This window comes from Kitasatospora sp. NPDC087315, assembly GCF_044744345.1.
GTDB lineage: Bacteria > Actinomycetota > Actinomycetes > Streptomycetales > Streptomycetaceae > Kitasatospora.
Genome location: NZ_JBIUYD010000050.1, coordinates 1 through 16555, shown reverse-complemented (window position 1 = coordinate 16555; position 16555 = coordinate 1). Strand labels below are relative to the sequence as shown.

The window sequence follows — 16555 nt, the reverse complement described above, 5'->3', positions numbered from 1 at the left end:
CCCTCAAACGCGCCCAACACCGCAACTGGCCACCACCCCAACCAGCCACCGTCACGATCACCAAGCGAGACACGAATTAAGTCACCGGCATTGGGGCTAGCCTTGGTGCCATGTTCGTTCTGGAGCTGACCTGTACCGCTTCCCTGGATCGCGTCGACGCCGCGCTCGCGCGGCACGTCGACTGGTTGCGCGAGCACTACGAGGCGGGCACGTTTCTCGCTTCCGGCCGTAAGGTGCCCCGTGATGGCGGTGTCATCATCGCGGTCGGCGGGGACCGGGCGGCGGTCGAGGAGCTCACCCGCACCGACCCGTTCGCCCGTGAGGGCCTGGCCTCGTACCGGGTCACGGAGTTCCTCGCCACCACCACCGCCCCCGCCCTGGACGCCCACCGCCAGCAGCCGCCCGCCTGACACCCGCCCGGACTCTGCCCGGGCCCCGTCCGGACTCTGTCCGGGTCCGGGCCTGGTGTGCTGTGGTGCCCCGTGCGTTGGGCGGGGTCGTGTGCTGGTTACGATCGGTGAGCGCGGGGGAAGGATGCGCGGGGCCGTGGGGGCCACGCGTGCGGGCAGGGAAACTGGCGGGAGAAGACGTATGGCACACGCACGGGCCGGACAGCCGGCGCAGCCGGGTGATCTGGTGGATGTCGCGCGGCTGGTGACGGCGTACTACGCGTTGCATCCGGATCCGCAGGAGCCGGGGCAGCGGGTGGCGTTCGGTACCTCGGGGCACCGCGGGTCGTCGCTGGACGCGGCGTTCAACGAGGACCATATCGCCGCGACCACGCAGGCGATCTGTGAGCACCGGGCGGAGCAGGGGGTCAGTGGTCCGTTGTTCCTCGGTGCGGACACCCACGCGCTGTCCGAGCCGGCGAGGGTGACCGCGGTGGAGGTCCTGGCGGCCAACGGTGTGAGTGTGCTGCTGGACAGCGCGGACGGTTACACCCCGACTCCGGCTCTCTCGCATGCGGTTCTTGCCCACAACCGCCGCCATCCGCAGGCGCTGGCGGACGGTATCGTGGTGACGCCTTCGCACAACCCGCCGCGTGACGGCGGGTTCAAGTACAACCCGCCCAGTGGCGGCCCGGCGGGCTCGGAGGCCACCGGGTGGATCCAGGACCGTGCCAACGCCCTGATCCGTGAGGGTCTGCGCGGGGTCAAGCGGGTGCCGTACGCCCGCGCGCTGGCGGCGGCGACCACCGGCCGCTACGACTACCTCACCGCGTACACCGAGGATCTGGTGTCGGTGCTGGATCTGGACGCGGTGCGGGCGGCGGGCCTGCGGATCGGTGCGGACCCGCTGGGCGGGGCGTCGGTGGCGTACTGGGGGCGGATCGCCGAGACGCACCGCCTGGACCTGACGGTGGTCAACCCCCTGACGGATCCCACCTGGCGGTTCATGACGCTGGACTGGGACGGCAGGATCCGGATGGACTGCTCCTCGCCCTTCGCGATGGCCTCGCTGATCGGGCGCCGTGACGAGTACGCGATCGCCACGGGCAACGACGCGGACGCCGACCGGCACGGCATCGTCACCCCGGACGGGGGCCTGATGAACCCCAACCACTACCTGGCGGTGGCCGTCGACTACCTCTACCGTCACCGCGGCGAGTGGCCCTTGGACGCGGCGGTCGGCAAGACGCTGGTGTCCTCCTCGATGCTCGACCGGGTCGCCGCCGACCTGAAGCGCGAGCTGGTGGAGGTGCCGGTGGGCTTCAAGTGGTTCGTCGACGGGCTGCTGGAGGGCTCGATCGCCTTCGGTGGCGAGGAGTCGGCCGGGGCGTCGTTCCTGCGCCGCGACGGCGGGGTGTGGACCACCGACAAGGACGGCATCCTGCTCGCGCTGCTGGCTTCGGAGATCACCGCGGTCACCGGCCGCACCCCCAGCCAGTACTACCAGGACCTGACCGCCCGTTTCGGTACCCCCGCCTACGCCCGGGTGGACGCCCCCGCCGACCGCGGGCAGAAGGCGCTGCTGGCCCGGCTGTCGCCGGAGCGGGTACGCGCCGGTGAACTGGCCGGCGAGCCGGTCACCGCCGTCCTGTCGCACGCCCCGGGCAACGGCGCGGCCATCGGCGGCATCAAGGTCTGCACCGAGAACGCCTGGTTCGCGGCCCGCCCCTCCGGCACCGAGGACGTGTACAAGATCTACGCCGAGTCCTTCCACGGCCCCGAGCACCTCGCCCGGGTCCAGGACGAGGCACGCCAGCTCGTCGGCGAGGTCCTCACCGGCCCCACCACCTGACACCCCCCCCGCCCGGGCCGCCGAACCGGGCGGCCGCCCGCACGGGACGCCCGGCCGGAACCCCCGGCCGGGCGTCCCGTGCCCGTGGCGGGGCGGCCTCGCCCGCTCCTGCCGGAACCGCCGCGCGGGCAACAGCCCGCGGTGGCGGCCGACAGGTGTCGTACCCCCGGGTCCCATGCCCCGTGGGCGGCCGGCACGCCCGGGTCCCGCGTCCTGCGGTCGGCCGCACGCCCGTGAACACCCCCGGTCGGCACACCACCCCGCCGTCATCAACCCCCCGTCATCACCTCCCCGGTGACCGGCCCCTGTCGGCGGCCCCGGTCCGGTCGCCGTCACGGACCGCACCCCCCGCCCCCCGCCGCCCCCCCGCTGTCCTCGGCCACCCCTCCCGGCGTCGTGACGCAGATCACGGCGGGCGCAGAACCCGCGCGCCGTGTCCGGCGTCTGGCTGGTGTGAGATCACGCAGGAGAACACCGGACGGGCTGGACGAGGAACACCTCTTGCGGCTGGTGGCCAGAGGCGACCGCGGGGCGTTCGACGAGCTGTACCGGCGTACGGCGCCGTGGCTGGCGGTGCGGCTGCGCCGCCGTTGCGCGGACGAGCAGATCGTCGCGGAGGTCATGCAGGAGACCTATCTGGCGGTGTGGCGCGCGGCGGGCGCGTTCGCCGGCAGCGCGGTCGGCGGGTCGGCCGTCGGGTGGCTGTGGACGATCGCGGCTCGCCGTCTCGTCGACGCGTTCCGGCGCCGCGCCCACCACGCCGAGCCGCCCGTCGCCGCCGCGGAACGGGCGGTGGTGCCCGCGGCGGAGGAGGAGGCACTCGCCAAGGCTGTCGGCGGCGACGTGGGTGATGCCCTGCGGCGCCTGGCGCCGGAACTGCGACAGGTACTGCAGGCCACGGTCCTCGACGGGCTCTCCGTCCGGGAGACCGCGGTCCTGCTCAGACTGCCCGAAGGCACGGTCAAGACCCGTGCCCGCCGGGCCCGGATCGCGATGCGGGAGGCGCTGGCATGAGCGGGGAACACGCGTCGGGGCGGCTGATCGACGACTACGCGCGCGGTGACACGGCGATGGCCGCGGACACGGTCTGGGCGCTGGAGGCCCACCTGGAGACGTGCGCGCCGTGCCGTGGCCGCCTGGCGGCCTGCGTGGCCACCGGGGTACCCGGCGTCGCCGCGCTCGTCGACACCGTCCGGGCCGGTCTGGAACCGCAACTGGACGCGGCCGTGCCGGCACCCGCGCGCCGCCGCCCGAGGTGGGTGTCGGCGTGGCTGACACCGGTGATGACCCCGTGGCTGGCGATGACCGCCGCCGTCACCCTGATGGCGCTGCTGCTGGACGCGGTCGCGCCGGCGAGGGTCTTCGGCGACGCCTCACCCGTGCTGCTGATCGCGCCCGTGCTGCCGCTGTGCGGCGTCGCCGCCTCGTGGTCGCGCGCCCTGGACCCGGCACACGAACTGACGGCCTCGACCGCCCGGGCCGGCCTGCCCCTGCTCCTGCGGCGCACCACGGCGGTCCTCCTCGTCGTCCTGCCCGGGCTCCTGCTGGGGGGGTGGCTGACCGGGACCATGACGGCCGCCCAGTGGCTGCTGCCCTCCCTGGCCTTCACCTCCACCGCCCTGGCCCTGGGCAGCGTGATCGGCCCCGCCCGCGCCGCCACCGCCCTGGCGGCCGCGTGGGGCGCCGTCGTCGTGGCACCCGCCTGGGCCACCGGCCGCACCCCCTACGTCCTGCAACTCGCCCTGCAGCCGGACCGGCTGCCCGTATGGGCACTGCTCCTCGCGCTGGCCACCGCCGCCGTGATCGCCCGCAGGAACGCGTACTCAACGCTGTGAAACCACCGCTGACCCCCGAAAGGCACCACCGCATGACACCCGTGACGAGCGCGGCCGACACCGCGCCGAAGACCTACGCCTGGGAGATCCGCGCCGGCGCCCTGAAAGTGCGCGCCGCACGCAAGAAGACGGCCGTCGACGGGCTCGACCTCTGCCTGGGCACCGGTACCCACGGCCTCCTGGGACCCAACGGGGCGGGAAAGACCACCCTGATCCGGGCACTGGCCACCGTGCTGCCCCCCGCCGGGGGCGAACTGGAACTGCTCGGCACCCCGGTGGGCCGGGTGGGCGACCACCGGGCCCTGCGCCGCCGCATCGGCTACCTGCCGCAGGACTTCGGCTACTACAAGCGCTTCACGGTACGCGAGTTCGTCGAGTACATGGCCTGGCTGAAGGAGGTCCCGAAGACGGACATCCCCGCGGCCGTCCAGCGCGCCGTGGAACGCGTGGGCCTGGCGGACCGCGCCGACCACCGGATGAAGACCCTGTCCGGCGGCATGGTGCGCCGCGCCGGCATCGCCCAGGCCATCGTCAACGACCCCGCCCTGCTGCTGCTGGACGAGCCGACGGCCGGCCTGGACCCGGCACAGCGGCTGCGCTTTCGCGAACTGCTGCAGGAACTGGGCCGCGAGGCCTGCGTGGTCGTCTCCACCCACCTGGTCGAGGACGTCGCGGCGGCCTGCTCCGACGTGGTGCTCTTCGCCGACGGCCGCCTCGTCTTCCAGGGCACACCGGACGATCTGGCCGCGGCGGGCGGCACCGAGCACCCGGGCGACAGCCCCCTGGAGCGCGGCTACTCGGCGCTGCTGAGCACCCGCGGCCGGCAGGCAGGCACCTGGTGAACACACGTGTCCTGCGTACCGAGCTGAAACGCTCCGTCGCCCCGTGGGCCGGCGTCGTCGTCCTGGGCGGCAGCCTGGCGTTCCTCTGCCTGATCGACGGAATGTGGTGGCGGGGCGCCGCCGCGTGGACGGCCCAGTGGACGTCGATGGCGCTGACGACCCGGTGCATGCTGGCCTTCATGTGGCCACTCGCGGTGGGCTTCGGGGCGGTGCACGGGCTGCGTGATTCCCGCTCACGGATGACCGAACTGCTGACGACCACACCACGGCCGCCCTGGCACCGCGCGGCACTGCCGGCCGGCGCGACGGCGATCACACTGGCGTCGGGCTTCGGCCTCCTCGTCCTGGTGGGCGCGGTCCAGGTGGCGCTCGGCCCTGCCACCTACACGCCGCCGTCCTGGCCGGTGATCTCGCTGGTGGCGGTGCTGGCCCTGGTCGCGGGGGCCGTGTTCGGCATGGGCGTCGCGCGGGCCCTGCCCTCCGTGTTCACCCCGCCGCTCCTGGTGGTGCTCTTCCTGGCGGCGACCGTCTTCCTGCGGCTGTTCACCGACGGGGCACTGCCGTCGGGTCACCTGCCGAACCGGCTCTGCCTGCTGTCCCCGGTGACCGAGATGCCACGGCAGATGCTGCTGACCCTGTCCGGCGCCGTGGACCTCGGCCAGACGCTCTGGCTGCTCGGCCTGCTCGCCACCGGCTTCGCACTGCTGATCGCCGCGACCCGCCGGGCCCGGCTCCTCGCGGTGGCCCCCGTCCTGGCCGGCGCGGCCCTGGCCCTGCTGATCCTCCCGGCGGCCGCGCGCGACACCTACGTCGTCGACAAGGCCGCCGCCACCCTGGTCTGCGACGGCCCGGTGTGCGTGACGCGGGCGCACCGCTCACACCTGCCCGAACTCGCCCCGCGCGGCAGGGAAGCGCTGCGCGTGCTGCACGACGCCCTGGGCGACCGGGCGCCGGTCTCGGTGCGGGAGGAGACCACGCTGCGCGCGATCGCCGGCGAACGCGAACTCTCCGGCGACGTGGTGCTGATCGACTTCGACGACCCACTGCTCACCGGGGCGGCGGGGCCGGAACTGACCCGCCGGCTGGTCGCCCAGGGCCTGGCACCGAACTGCCGACCGCGTACCGTCTGGGAGGGCGGGGGGCTGGCCGGCGTCCCGGTCCAGAGCATCGTTGCGAGCTGGGCCCTCGGCGATCACGAGCTCCGGCCGCTGCGGGAGCCGGAGGCCGACGAGTACGCGCGCCGTGCCTGGGCGGACGCCGAAGCCGCCTGGGAGAAGCTGACGGCCCTGCCTCCGGCCGAGCAGCGCTCGCGGATCGCCCAGGTGCACGGCGCCGCGCTCTCCTGCGCGGACGCGCAGCTTGCGGTGCTGGCGGGGGAGGCGTCGCGATGAGGTGGCTGATGCTGTACGCGCGTTCACGGCAGGTGCCCGCCTCGGCCGCCGCGGTCCTGCTCGTCGCGTCGGCGGTGTGGGCCTTCAACCGGGGCGGCCCGGGCCCGATGGACCTGGGGATCGCGGTCCTGGTCCTGGCCGCGAACGTGGCGGCCGCCTCCGTCGGGCTCGGCGGGCAGGACGCCGCTCTGGAGCGGACGGCCGCGATCCGGTGGGCACCCCGGCGGGCGGCGCACGTGCTGCTGACCGGCGCGGCCGCCGGTGCGGCGCTGCTGGCGGTCCAGGCGGCGGGAGCGGAGCTCGCCCCCGCCTGGGTCGTCGTCCGAGACAGCGCGGGCCTGGCCGGCCTGGCCGCGCTCGGTGCGGTGCTGTGCGGGGCGCAGTTCGCGTGGACCCTGCCGACCGGCTGGCTCGCGTACGCCCTCCTCGTCCCGGCTCTGCGCGGCACCGCGGGAGAGGTGGCCAGCTGGATGATCTTTCCCTCCGGTACGGCGGCGGCCACCGGTACGGCGTGGGCCCTGCTGGTGACCGGCACCGCGGTCTACGCCGTGGCAGGACCGCGACGGTAACGGGCCCGCCCTGCGGCCCGGCTGGCCCGGCGCGGCCTGCCGGGTACCGGACGGTCTGCGGCAGCGGCACCTTTCCTCCAGCGGGGGGTGTCGCCTCTTGGGGGTCCGGCCGCCCGGCAGGCCGGTCCGCGGACGGACGGCCCCGCGCCGCCGCACGGCCGACCACACGGGAGGGGACACGGTGGGCCCTTCCCGGCAGGCGGTGCCCCGCCCCGAGAGGCCGCCATGACAGCACCCGGGGCGGGGGTTCGAGGGGCGGCCTCCTGAAGCCCCCCGGAGCGCGGACCCTGCCGGTCCCGCGTGGATCGCGACCACCCTTTATCCGTTCGTCCTGCCGGCGGGTGTCGGCGCAGTGCTCCAGCGAAGGGATTCCTGAGACCCGGTTCCACCGGGTCGAGGTGATACCGGGAGAGGGAGGCACGCGCGCCTCCCTCTCCCGTCGGCCGTCAGCCGACTCCGGCGTACGAATGCTTGCCAGTCACGAAGATGTTGACGCCGTAGTAGTTGAAGAGAATGCAGAGGAAGGCGACCAGCGCCAGATACGCGGCCTTCCGTCCCTTCCAGCCACTGGTGGCACGCGCGTGGAGGTAGGCCGCGTACGCGATCCAGGTAATGAAGGACCACGTCTCCTTGGGGTCCCACTCCCAGTACTTTCCCCATGCCGCCTCGGCCCAGATGGCGCCCGCCACGATGGTGAAGGTCCACAGAGGGAACACCACGGCGTTCATCCGGTACGAGAACTTGTCGAGGGTTGCCGCGGCCGGCAGACGTTCCCAGACATGTGCCGAAGTCCCCCATGGGCCGTCCGGCCGGCCGGAAGCGCGCCGACTCTCGTACGAATCCTTTCCCAGGAACAGTAACGTCGCCGCGAAAGCGGTGTAGAAGGCGCCGGCGCACGCTGTCGCAGCAGTGACGTGAATGGCCAGCCAGTAGGAGTGCAGGGCCGGTACCAGCTGCTCTGTGTCCGTGTACAGCACGGTCACCGCGAGGCCGAGGGTGAGGACCACAGCTCCCGTGACCGGCAGCCCCAGCCACCTGACGGGCTTCTTCGTGGCGAGGAGGCCCAGATAGATCAGCACGGTCGCGAGGGAGAAGGCACAGGAGAACTCGTACATGTTCCCCCACGGCCACCGCGCGGCCGATATGCCCCGGGTGGCAACCCCGCCGACGTGGAGCAGCGCCCCCAGCACAGCGAGGGAGACGCCGATCCGGCCGGCGAGGTCACCCCTGGCACTCGTCCCCGCCGCACCGGGCCCGTCTGTTCCGCCGCCGTCCCCTCGGCCCGATGTCACGCTGGCGGCTCCTGCACCGGCCAGAAGAGGGCGGACGAGGGTGGTGGTTCCCCCATCGGACGAGGCAACGGTCACCGCTACCTCGCGGCGCGCGGCCCTCTCCGGGGCGGTAACCGCGTCAGCGAGGCCGGTCTGCTCGGCCGAGCGACGCGCGACCGAGCCCGAGCTGCCGAAAGTCCACTCGAAGATGTGAGCAAACATGGCCAGGAGGTACACGGATACCGCAGAGTAGATCAAAACATTGGAAAAGCGGGCGAGTTGAAGGTCAACTGTTGCAGCCAAGCTCACCATAGGCTCCCTGAATAGCAGTCAAAGAGCGGGCAGGTCCAGGTGGTTGCCCGCCGCTCCGGGGTGATTCTTGCACGCACCCCCGGGTGCCCATGCGGCGCCTCCTCGTTCGTCGAAGATGCTCAACTCGTTGATGCTGTAAGATAATTGATTTTTACTCTGCTGATTCCGTGACCGGATCCGTCCGGCGGATCGTGCGGCCCGCCCTCTGTCGCCCCACCCGCCATGGGGGCTCGCCGCCGGAAGACGCCTGGGTCGGCGCGACGATCCGGATGTGGATCGCGACCGTGGAAGCGACCGGACCGCCCAGTACAGGAGCCGGGCCGACCTCTTCTCGCTCTACCCCTCCTGGCCCCGGGACCGTGTCCGGCGGCGTCTGAGCGCCGGCGGCCCGGGAAGCCTCCGGCCTGTCGTGCGGGGGCTTCCCGGGCCGCCCGGAACGGATCGTGAACCCCCGCCGCCCTGTCCTTCGGGCCGGCACGTCCCGGGGGCGGGGGCTCAGGGCCCGGTGAACGGGCCCTGCTCGACGAAGCGCCGCAGGCCGCGGGTGAACGCCTCGGCCTCCCCGGGGGGCCAGGAGGCGAGGGTGGCGGTGATCCGCCCGGCCAGGCGCCGGCGCATCACCGACACGGCGTCGTGACCGGCCGGGGTGAGGGCCAGCAGGGTGGCCCGCTGGTCGCCGGGGTCGGCCTCGCGGCGCAGCAGCCCGGCGGCCTCCAGGCGGGAGGCGCGCCGGCTGACACCGGAGCGGTCGAGGTCGATCTCGGTGGCGAGTTCGGCGGCGCTGCGGGCCCCGGTGCGGGCCAGGCCGCTCAGCACGGGGTAGGTGGCCTCGTCCACGGCCTCGCCCAGGCCCTCGGTCAGCTGCCGGTACAGGTGGGTGCGGGTGCCGCGCTTGAGCAGGACGGCGAGGGCGTCGGCGACGGTGTCCCCGGGAGTGGTCGAGGGCGAGGAGCTGGGGGAGGGGGTCCGGGTGCCAGGGGTGTGTGCGGGGTCCACCCCCCGATCGTAGCGTGCGTGGCGCACGCGTTCCTCGGGTAGGGTGCGAGAAGCGTGCGTAACGCACGCATTTTTCCGCCGTCCGCGCGCCCGCCCGCCGCAGGCCCTATGGCCGGGCGGCGGGGGCGGGGGTGGGTGTGGCCGGGGTGGAGGTGGACGGGTGGGTCTGGTTCTCTCCGCGGGTGGTGGCTGCGGCGGTGGCTGTGGCCGTCAGGGCGAGGGCGGTGGCCGCGAGCGGGAACCAGCGTTCGCCCAGTAGTGCGATGGACGCGCTGCCGGCTGCGCCGCCGGCGGCGGTGCCGAGGTAGAGGGCGCTGCTGTTGAGGGAGATCAGCAGGGGTGCGTTGGCCGGGTCGATCGAGGCGAGCCGGTGTGGCAGTGCCACCGACACGGCCCAGCCGGCCAGTGGGGTCACCGCCGCGTATGTGAGCGCGCCGGGCATGCTGGCCGACGCCCAGGGCAGTGCCGTGAATGCGGCTGCCGCCACCGTCGAGCCCCACAGCAGTACCCGCCGCACGCCGATCCGGTCCACCAGACGCCCGCCGAGCCAGCTGCCCGCCACCGAGGCCAGGCCCGAGACCAGCAGGACCAGGCTCAGCCGCTCGGAGCGCCCGCCGGTGGCCGGGGCGACGGCGGTGGCCAGGTAGATGTAGACCGACTGGAAGGCGAGGAAGAACACCAGTGTGGTCGCGGCCGCGCCCAGCACCCGGCGTTCGCCCAGTGGGGCCAGCCGGGCCCGCAGCCCGGGTGCGGCGGCGGGCGCGGGCAGGCCGCGCAGCAGCAGCGCCAGTCCGGCGAACGCGGCCGCCCCCAGTGCGGTGACCAGCCACATCGTCAGCCGCCAGTCGGAGCGCCCGACCCAGGTGCCCAGCGGCACGCCCAGCGCGGTGGCCACCGTCATCCCGCCCAGTACCGTGGCCAGTGCCCGCCCGCGCCGCTCGGGGCCCACCAGTGTGGTGGCCACCGCGTTGGCGGTCGGGGTGTAGAGGGCGGCCCCGGCCGCCGCCAGCACCCGGGTGGCCAGCAGGAACCCGTAGCCGGGCGCGAGCGCGCTGAGCGCGTTGGCCGCGGTGAACACGGCCAGCGCGCTCAGCAGCAGCCGCCGGCGGGGCCAGCGGGCGGTCAGCGCGGCGAGCAGCGGCGCCAGCAGCGCGTACGCGAGCGCGAACACGGTGACCAGCTGGCCCGCCGCCGGGACGGAGACCCCCAGATCGCCGGCGACCGGGCCGAGGATCCCGGCGATCACCATCGAATCGGTGCCCATGGCGAAGGTGCCGAGGGCGAGCAGGAGCAGGCGTACGGGCATGGGTTCCCCCCTGTTGGACGAACGGGCAACAGTTTGACGCTCGTCAAACATTAGGGATTGGTGGATGATTGTCAAACCATCGCGCACCACCACCGCGCCGCGGGGAGCCGCCGCAGGAGCCACAGGAGGACGACCGGCCATGGAAGACGAACGGCTGCCCCAGCCCGACAGCGACGGCATCGACCTGGTCGCGGTGCTGCACGCCCTCGGCGACCCCGTCCGGATGCGCCTGCTCGCCTCCTACGCCGACGGCGCCGAGCACTCCTGCGACCCCCGCCACCTCGGCCTGGACCACCTCCACAAGTCGACCGTCTCCCATCACATGCGGGTCCTGCGCGAGGCCGGCGTCACCAGCACCCGTGTGGCCGGGCGCAACCGTTTCGTCAGCCTGCGCCGCGCCGACCTCGACGCGCGCTTCCCCGGCCTCCTCGACGCCCTCCTGGCCTCCCTGGCACCCGCCGAACCCCCGGCCGCCGCCGAGCCCCCGGCCGCCGCCGAGCCCGCCGGGGAGCCCCGCACGCCGTGAGCCCCCGGCGTGGGCCACCGGTCAGGCCCGGCCCGCCGGCGCACACCGCCCCGCCCGCACACCGCCCCGCCCCCGGCCCGGCCGCGCGGGCCGGCCCCGCCCCCGGGGTGGCCGTCGCGCCGGCCCGGCGACGCCCCGCACCCCCTCGCATCGCACCACAGGCCTATGTCCCGGGTCGTACCCGCCGCCCCCGATCCCCGGCTGTGGCCGGACGCGCCCGCTCCCGTACCCCGGGCACGGTGGAACCCACACCACGCGCCAGCCACCCCGAGGACAGACGACCATGACGACCCGTCACCACAGGCCCGAGCGGACCCTGACCGCCGCCCTGCTCGCCGCCGCCGCCCTTCTGGCCACTCTCCCCACCACCACCACCACCGCCACCGTCGCCGCTGCGGCATCCGTACCCGCCGGGGCCGTGTCGATCCAGCTGGCCCTGCCCCCGCCCACCGGACCCCACCCCGTCGGCACCACCACCCTGCACCTGACCGACCCCACCCGCCCCGACCTCTGGGCCCCCACTCCCCGGCCCCGCGAACTCAAGACCCAGCTCTGGTACCCCGCCACCACCACCGCCGGCCACCCCGCCGCCCCCTGGGCGACCCCCGCCGAAACGGCCCACCTGGAATCCGACTACCTCGGCGCCCCCGCCGGCCGCCTCACCTGGCCGCTCACCCACGGCCACCAGGACGCCCCCGCCGACCACACCACCCGCCACCCCGTCGTCCTCTACTCACCCGGCTCACGCGGCGACCGCGGCTTCGACACCGCCCTGGCCGAGGAACTCGCCTCCCGCGGCTACATCGTCGCCGCCATCGACCACACCTTCGACTCCGGCGAGGTCGAATTCCCCGGCGGACGCCTCGAAGTCCGCAACACCGCCGCCGTCCACGCCATGACCGATGCCGGCATCGTCGCCTACCGCGCCGCCGACACCCGCCTCGTCCTGGACCGGCTGACCGCCCTCGCCGCCACCGGCACCAGTCCCGACGCCGGCCACCGTCCCCCGCCCCCCGGCCTCGCCGCCGCCCTCGACCCCGCCACCGTCGGCATGTTCGGCCACTCCATGGGCGGCGCCACCACCCTGCAGACCCTCCACGACGACCCCCGCGTCCAGGCCGGCGCCAGCCTCGACGGCCCCGTCTTCGGCGCCCCCGCCACCGACGGCCTGACCCGGCCCGTCCTGCTCATGAGCTCCGCCTGGGACAGCCCCGCCCGCGACGCCATGTGGGACACCCTGTGGCCCGAACTCACCGGCTGGCGACGCCAGTTGAACCTCACCGGCTCCGGGCACCTGTCCTACACCGACTTCGAGCTCCTGCTGCCCCGGGCCCGGCCCGCCATCGCCTGGACCGCCGCCGACCTCGACCACTTCCTCGGCACCGGCGACGGCCCGCACGCCATCACCGCCCAACGCGCCTACCTGGCCGCCTTCTTCGACCTCCAGCTGCGCCACCGTCCAACCGTCCTGTTCGACGGCCCGTCACCGCGCTACCCCGAGATCGTCCTCCAGCGCTGAACCGGCCCGGGGCCGCCCGCCCGGACCACGGACGGGCGGCCCCGGCACACCCCGCTCAACCCCCGCGAACGGCTCGGCCCAGCGCCGCCACGTCCGCACGCAGCTGCGGCAGCGACGCGTACATCACCCCGCCCGGGCAGTCGGTGGCCAGCCAGTCCCGGTGACCGCTGATCATGTCCACCGGCCTGGTCACCCCGTTGACGGGATTGACGAACGTCGTGTGTGCCCGCGGGTCCAGCCCGTGCGCCCGGGTCAGCGCGCCCAGCAGCACCGTCAGCGAACGCCGGGCCGCTCCGGTCGGCGCCTGCCCGCTCAGCGTGCCCAGCAGCGCGATGCCCAGGTTCCCCGAGTTGAAGCCCGAGGTGTGGAACGCCGTCACCACGTTCCCGGCCGCGTCGTGTGCCGGGATGCCGTCATCGCCCGACCAGCGGCCCTCGTAGACCCGCCCGGCCTCGTCGATCAGGAAGTGGTAGCCGATGTCGCCCCAGTCCAGGGTCACCGCGTGGTACTCGTAGACCGCCCGCACACTCGCCGCCGGGTCCGGGTCGGCGTTCACGGTGTCCGTGTGGTGCACCGTCAGCGTCTGCAGCGGGTAGTACTTGACGGGGGAGTTCTCCACCCCGTCCTTGAACCGCTTCGACTCGTCCGCACCCCACGCCGCTCGCGACAGGTACTCCACCCCGCAGAACGACAGCGGACCGGCCACCGCACGGGCCTGCGCGCGCACCGGCCCGTGCGCCGTGTCGATCGCGGCGCTGCGCACCCGGGAGGCGCCGTCGGGCAGGTGCAGGTCGTAGCCGTCCGCGCCGCCGGCGGCGACCAGCGCGCCCGCGCCGGCGCTCTCGTGTCCGTCCGGGCCGCCGGCGCAGCCGGCCGGCAGCGGCTGCCACGGGCCGGCCTCGCCGGCGCGGTGGAAGCGGATCGAGGCGCCGCGGCGCGGCCCCTGCCAGCTCACGGCCGCGTAGCGGATCGGGAAGCCGGCCCGTACGCGGGTGGCGGCCGTCCCGGCCGGCGAGATGGCCCGGGTCTGCGGCACACCGCCCGCGAGCCCGCCGCCCGCGGCGCCCGGGGTCCCGGCGGCGGGGGCGGGCGCGGCGGCGGACACGGCGGGGGTGACGGCGAGGGCGACGGCGCCGGCGCCTATCGCCCCCAGGACGGTGCGCCGGGGCAGGGCGGGCTGGGCGTGGGTCATGGGCAGTCCTGTTCTGCGCGGGCCGAAACCGGCACGTGGGAGGCCACGGCCCGCAACCGGGGACGCCGTCCCCCCGGTGACGGTCGATCAGTACCCGAATCTATCCGCGGAAACGCTACTGCGGGTTCCGCTTTTCCGGACGTTCACCGAAGTGCCCCGTCCCCCGCTCCCGGCGGGGGCGGGCGGACCGTGCCGCCTGCCCCCGGGGGCACGGTCAGTTGCAGGAGGGGCAGGGCGCGCACCGCTGGACCTGGACGTTGTCCACGACCGGTCCGGCGGCGCTGTTGGGGGTGGTGCTGGCGAACGCCAGCGTGGTGGCGGCGCTGGTCGCCACGAAGGTGAACTGGCGGGTCACGTAGCCCATGGCGGCCCGGTTGCGGCCGGCGGTGTTGAAGGTGAAGTCCTGGAAGTCCTGGCCGTCGACGAGGGCCTGGCCGGTCTTCACCGCCGGTGCCGCGTCCGGGTTGCCCGCGAGGGAGTAGGTCACGGTGTAGGCCGCCCCCGGCACCGTGGTGAAGGCCTGGGAGACGGACCCGGGGGCGGAGCCGTTGAGGTCGACGGACTGGTCGCCCTCGGCGGCCTGCCAGAATCCGGCGCCGATCAGGTCGACCGATCCGCTCGTGACCTGCCAGGGCCCGATGGTCTGCCCCGCCACGAGCTCCTGGAAGGTGTTGGCCGCCACCTTGGGGGTCTCGAAGCTGCCGTCGTCGAAGCGGCTGAGGGCGGCCAGGCGGCCGCTCGGACCGGCGGCGTGGGCCGGCAGCGCCGTCGCGGCGGTGCCGGCGGCGAGCAGGACGGCGGTGACGGCAGCGGCGCAGGCGCGCGAGGTCAGCATGGGATCCTCCCAGGTGGAAGCCGTACGAGAGCCTGAAGTCGGCTGAACAGCGCACATCCTGCGGCCTGCCGGGAGACGGGGCCAAGACCGGTGCGCCGGCGCCTCGTGGTGCGGGGCGCCACCGGTGGGCTCTCACACGCCGGTTTGGCCACCCGCCGCCCGCCACCGGCGGCGCGGGGCCGGCGACCGAGGCCCCGGGGCGGGCGTTCTTCCGCCCGCACCACCGGGGCCCCGGTAGCGCGCCGGCGACGCGTACGCCCCGCCCGCGCCTCCAACACCCCCGGCCACGCGGACCGCGAGCCCCGGGAAGTCCCGGGGCCGGCGACGCCTGCCGGAACGCAGCGCCGCGGCCGGGCAGTGCCACGGCCCCCCGCGCCCCGGCCACGCGGGCGCGGTGTCCTGCCGGGCCGCGCCCGGTCCGTGGCCGGGGCGGCCCGTACCCGGGCCCGGGGCCATGTCGGCGCGTTCGGTGTGTTCGGTGCGCCCGGGGGCGGGCGGCCGTGTGGCCGTCCGCCCCCGGGCCTGTCGTGGGGCGGTGTCAGAGGGTGCCGGTGAGGGCGGTGCCGGTGTGGTTGCCGGTGATCCCCTGGAGGTTGAGGGCGGTGGCGGGGTTCCAGCCGCCGTCGGCGAGGCGGGCGGTGGTCAGGACGCGGTTGTCGTTGGTGACGACCGCGAACTGGACGTCCTGGTCGACGGGTGCCGCGCTGATGGAGGTGGCGGTGACCTGGCCCAGGACGCCGCTCAGGGAGCGGAAGGGCTGCCAGGTCTGGTTCGGGAACCAGATGGTGTGGTACTGGTTGGCGCCGTTGTCGGTGAGGACGGCGACGTTGACGGCGTCGCCCTGGCGGGCCATGGCGACGGAGGTCACGGGACCGGTGGCGCCGGCCTCGGAGGCCACTGCTCCCCAGCCGCTCCAGGTCCCGTCGCCGGTGCGCCGGGTGTGGTAGAGCTTCCCGTCCGCGACGGCGGCGACGTGCAGGTCGTTGCCCACGCCGGCGGCCGCGACGGTGGTGATGCCGCTCAGCGGTCCGGTGGCGCCGAAGACCGGGCCGAAGCCGGCCCAGGTCCCGTTGGCGAGGCGGACGGTGTGGAAGACCTGGCCGCCCTCGGCCACCACGACGACGTGCAGGTCGCCGCCGACGCTGGCGGTGGCCACCTGGGTGATGTCGTTGAGGTTGCCGGCGACGGTGTTGACGTCGCCGAAGGGCTGCCAGGTGCCGTCGAGGCGGTGGATGGCGTGGTGCAGGCGCCCGTCGCCGCCGAGGGTGACGATGTGGGTGTCGCCGTTGATGCCGGCCGTGGAGGCGACGCGCACGCCGCCGGTGCTGCCGGCCTTGGCCTGGACGTCCTCGAACGGGGTCCAGGAGCCGTCGTAGAGGCGGGTGGCCTGGTAGAGGCCGGTGTCGCCCTTGACCAGGGCCTGGGTCTTCCAGCCCAGCGCGGTGGCGCGGACCTGCTGCACCCAGCCGGCGACGTCGTCGGTGCGGGTGCTGGTGGCGCCGGTGCGGGTCTCGGTGGCGGGGGTGCCGAGGCAGCCGCCCTGCCAGGACAGGGAGGCGACGGCCACCAGCTCCGCCCTGCCGTTGGTCTCGCGGATGGTGGGGGCGCCGGTGTCGCCCTTGCACACGGCGGCGCCGTTGACCCCGGTGGTGTCGACGGCGGTCGGCTTGACGGTGTTGAGGGTGAACAGGCCGGAGTGCAGCTTGGTCGGTGCCCAGTC

General features: G+C 74.5%; 15 protein-coding genes. 9 read left to right on the top strand and 6 right to left on the bottom strand.

Annotation, left to right across the window (positions count from 1 at the left end; genetic code table 11):
• Window positions 1-110: 110 nt before the first annotated feature.
• From ACIO5D_RS38180 to ACIO5D_RS38150, 7 genes are all read left to right on the top strand, one after another.
• Window positions 111-410, top strand: a complete 300-nt coding sequence (locus ACIO5D_RS38180) for a YciI family protein (RefSeq protein WP_363608192.1) — start codon at window positions 111-113, stop codon at window positions 408-410.
• Between the two features lie 181 nt (window positions 411-591).
• Window positions 592-2241: a phosphoglucomutase (alpha-D-glucose-1,6-bisphosphate-dependent) gene (gene pgm / locus ACIO5D_RS38175; RefSeq protein ID WP_400800886.1), complete on the top strand. Its 1650-nt coding sequence runs from the start codon at window positions 592-594 to the stop codon at window positions 2239-2241.
• A 510-nt stretch (window positions 2242-2751) separates the two neighbouring features.
• Window positions 2752-3255: an RNA polymerase sigma factor gene (locus tag ACIO5D_RS38170; protein WP_400652747.1), complete on the top strand. Its 504-nt coding sequence runs from the start codon at window positions 2752-2754 to the stop codon at window positions 3253-3255.
• A complete protein-coding gene (locus tag ACIO5D_RS38165; RefSeq protein ID WP_400800883.1) occupies window positions 3252-4076 on the top strand; it encodes a zf-HC2 domain-containing protein in 825 nt (274 codons plus the stop codon). Before ACIO5D_RS38170 ends, ACIO5D_RS38165 begins: the two co-directional genes overlap by 4 nt.
• A gap of 32 nt (window positions 4077-4108) precedes the next feature.
• Window positions 4109-4918, top strand: a complete 810-nt coding sequence (locus ACIO5D_RS38160; RefSeq protein ID WP_363608188.1) for an ABC transporter ATP-binding protein — start codon at window positions 4109-4111, stop codon at window positions 4916-4918.
• Window positions 4915-6309: a hypothetical protein gene (locus tag ACIO5D_RS38155; protein WP_363608187.1), complete on the top strand. Its 1395-nt coding sequence runs from the start codon at window positions 4915-4917 to the stop codon at window positions 6307-6309. Before ACIO5D_RS38160 ends, ACIO5D_RS38155 begins: the two co-directional genes overlap by 4 nt.
• Window positions 6306-6878 (top strand): hypothetical protein, encoded by a 573-nt coding sequence (locus ACIO5D_RS38150; RefSeq protein ID WP_400800879.1) that lies wholly within the window; start codon window positions 6306-6308, stop codon window positions 6876-6878. The genes ACIO5D_RS38155 and ACIO5D_RS38150 overlap by 4 nt, the downstream gene beginning before the upstream one ends.
• Before the next feature lie 446 nt (window positions 6879-7324).
• Here ACIO5D_RS38150 and ccsB read toward each other — a convergent pair whose 3' ends face one another.
• From ccsB to ACIO5D_RS38135, 3 genes are all read right to left on the bottom strand, one after another.
• A complete protein-coding gene (gene ccsB, locus ACIO5D_RS38145; protein ID WP_363608309.1) occupies window positions 7325-8458 on the bottom strand; it encodes a c-type cytochrome biogenesis protein CcsB in 1134 nt (377 codons plus the stop codon).
• Between the two features lie 498 nt (window positions 8459-8956).
• Complete coding sequence (locus ACIO5D_RS38140; protein ID WP_400800889.1) at window positions 8957-9361, bottom strand: MarR family winged helix-turn-helix transcriptional regulator; 405 nt, start codon at window positions 9359-9361, stop codon at window positions 8957-8959.
• Window positions 9362-9563: 202 nt separating this feature from the next.
• Window positions 9564-10763: an MFS transporter gene (locus tag ACIO5D_RS38135; protein WP_363608185.1), complete on the bottom strand. Its 1200-nt coding sequence runs from the start codon at window positions 10761-10763 to the stop codon at window positions 9564-9566.
• A gap of 139 nt (window positions 10764-10902) precedes the next feature.
• Here ACIO5D_RS38135 and ACIO5D_RS38130 point away from each other — a divergent pair, with 139 nt between their 5' ends.
• On the top strand, window positions 10903-11289 hold the full coding sequence (locus ACIO5D_RS38130; RefSeq protein ID WP_400800876.1) for an ArsR/SmtB family transcription factor: 387 nt from the start codon (window positions 10903-10905) through the stop codon (window positions 11287-11289).
• Window positions 11290-11572: 283 nt separating this feature from the next.
• The gene (locus ACIO5D_RS38125; RefSeq protein ID WP_400800873.1) at window positions 11573-12808 is read left to right on the top strand and encodes an alpha/beta hydrolase family protein; all 1236 of its coding nucleotides are present in this window, start codon (window positions 11573-11575) and stop codon (window positions 12806-12808) included.
• 55 nt (window positions 12809-12863) lie between these two features.
• On the opposite strand, the gene ACIO5D_RS38120 is transcribed toward ACIO5D_RS38125, so the two are convergent.
• From ACIO5D_RS38120 to ACIO5D_RS38110, 3 genes are all read right to left on the bottom strand, one after another.
• A complete protein-coding gene (locus ACIO5D_RS38120) occupies window positions 12864-14000 on the bottom strand; it encodes a peptidoglycan recognition family protein (protein ID WP_400800870.1) in 1137 nt (378 codons plus the stop codon).
• 214 nt (window positions 14001-14214) lie between these two features.
• Window positions 14215-14835, bottom strand: coding sequence for a choice-of-anchor C family protein (locus ACIO5D_RS38115; protein ID WP_400800867.1), 621 nt, complete (start codon window positions 14833-14835; stop codon window positions 14215-14217).
• A gap of 538 nt (window positions 14836-15373) precedes the next feature.
• A partial coding sequence (locus ACIO5D_RS38110; RefSeq protein ID WP_400800864.1) for a hypothetical protein occupies window positions 15374-16555 on the bottom strand: 1182 nt, incomplete at its 5' end.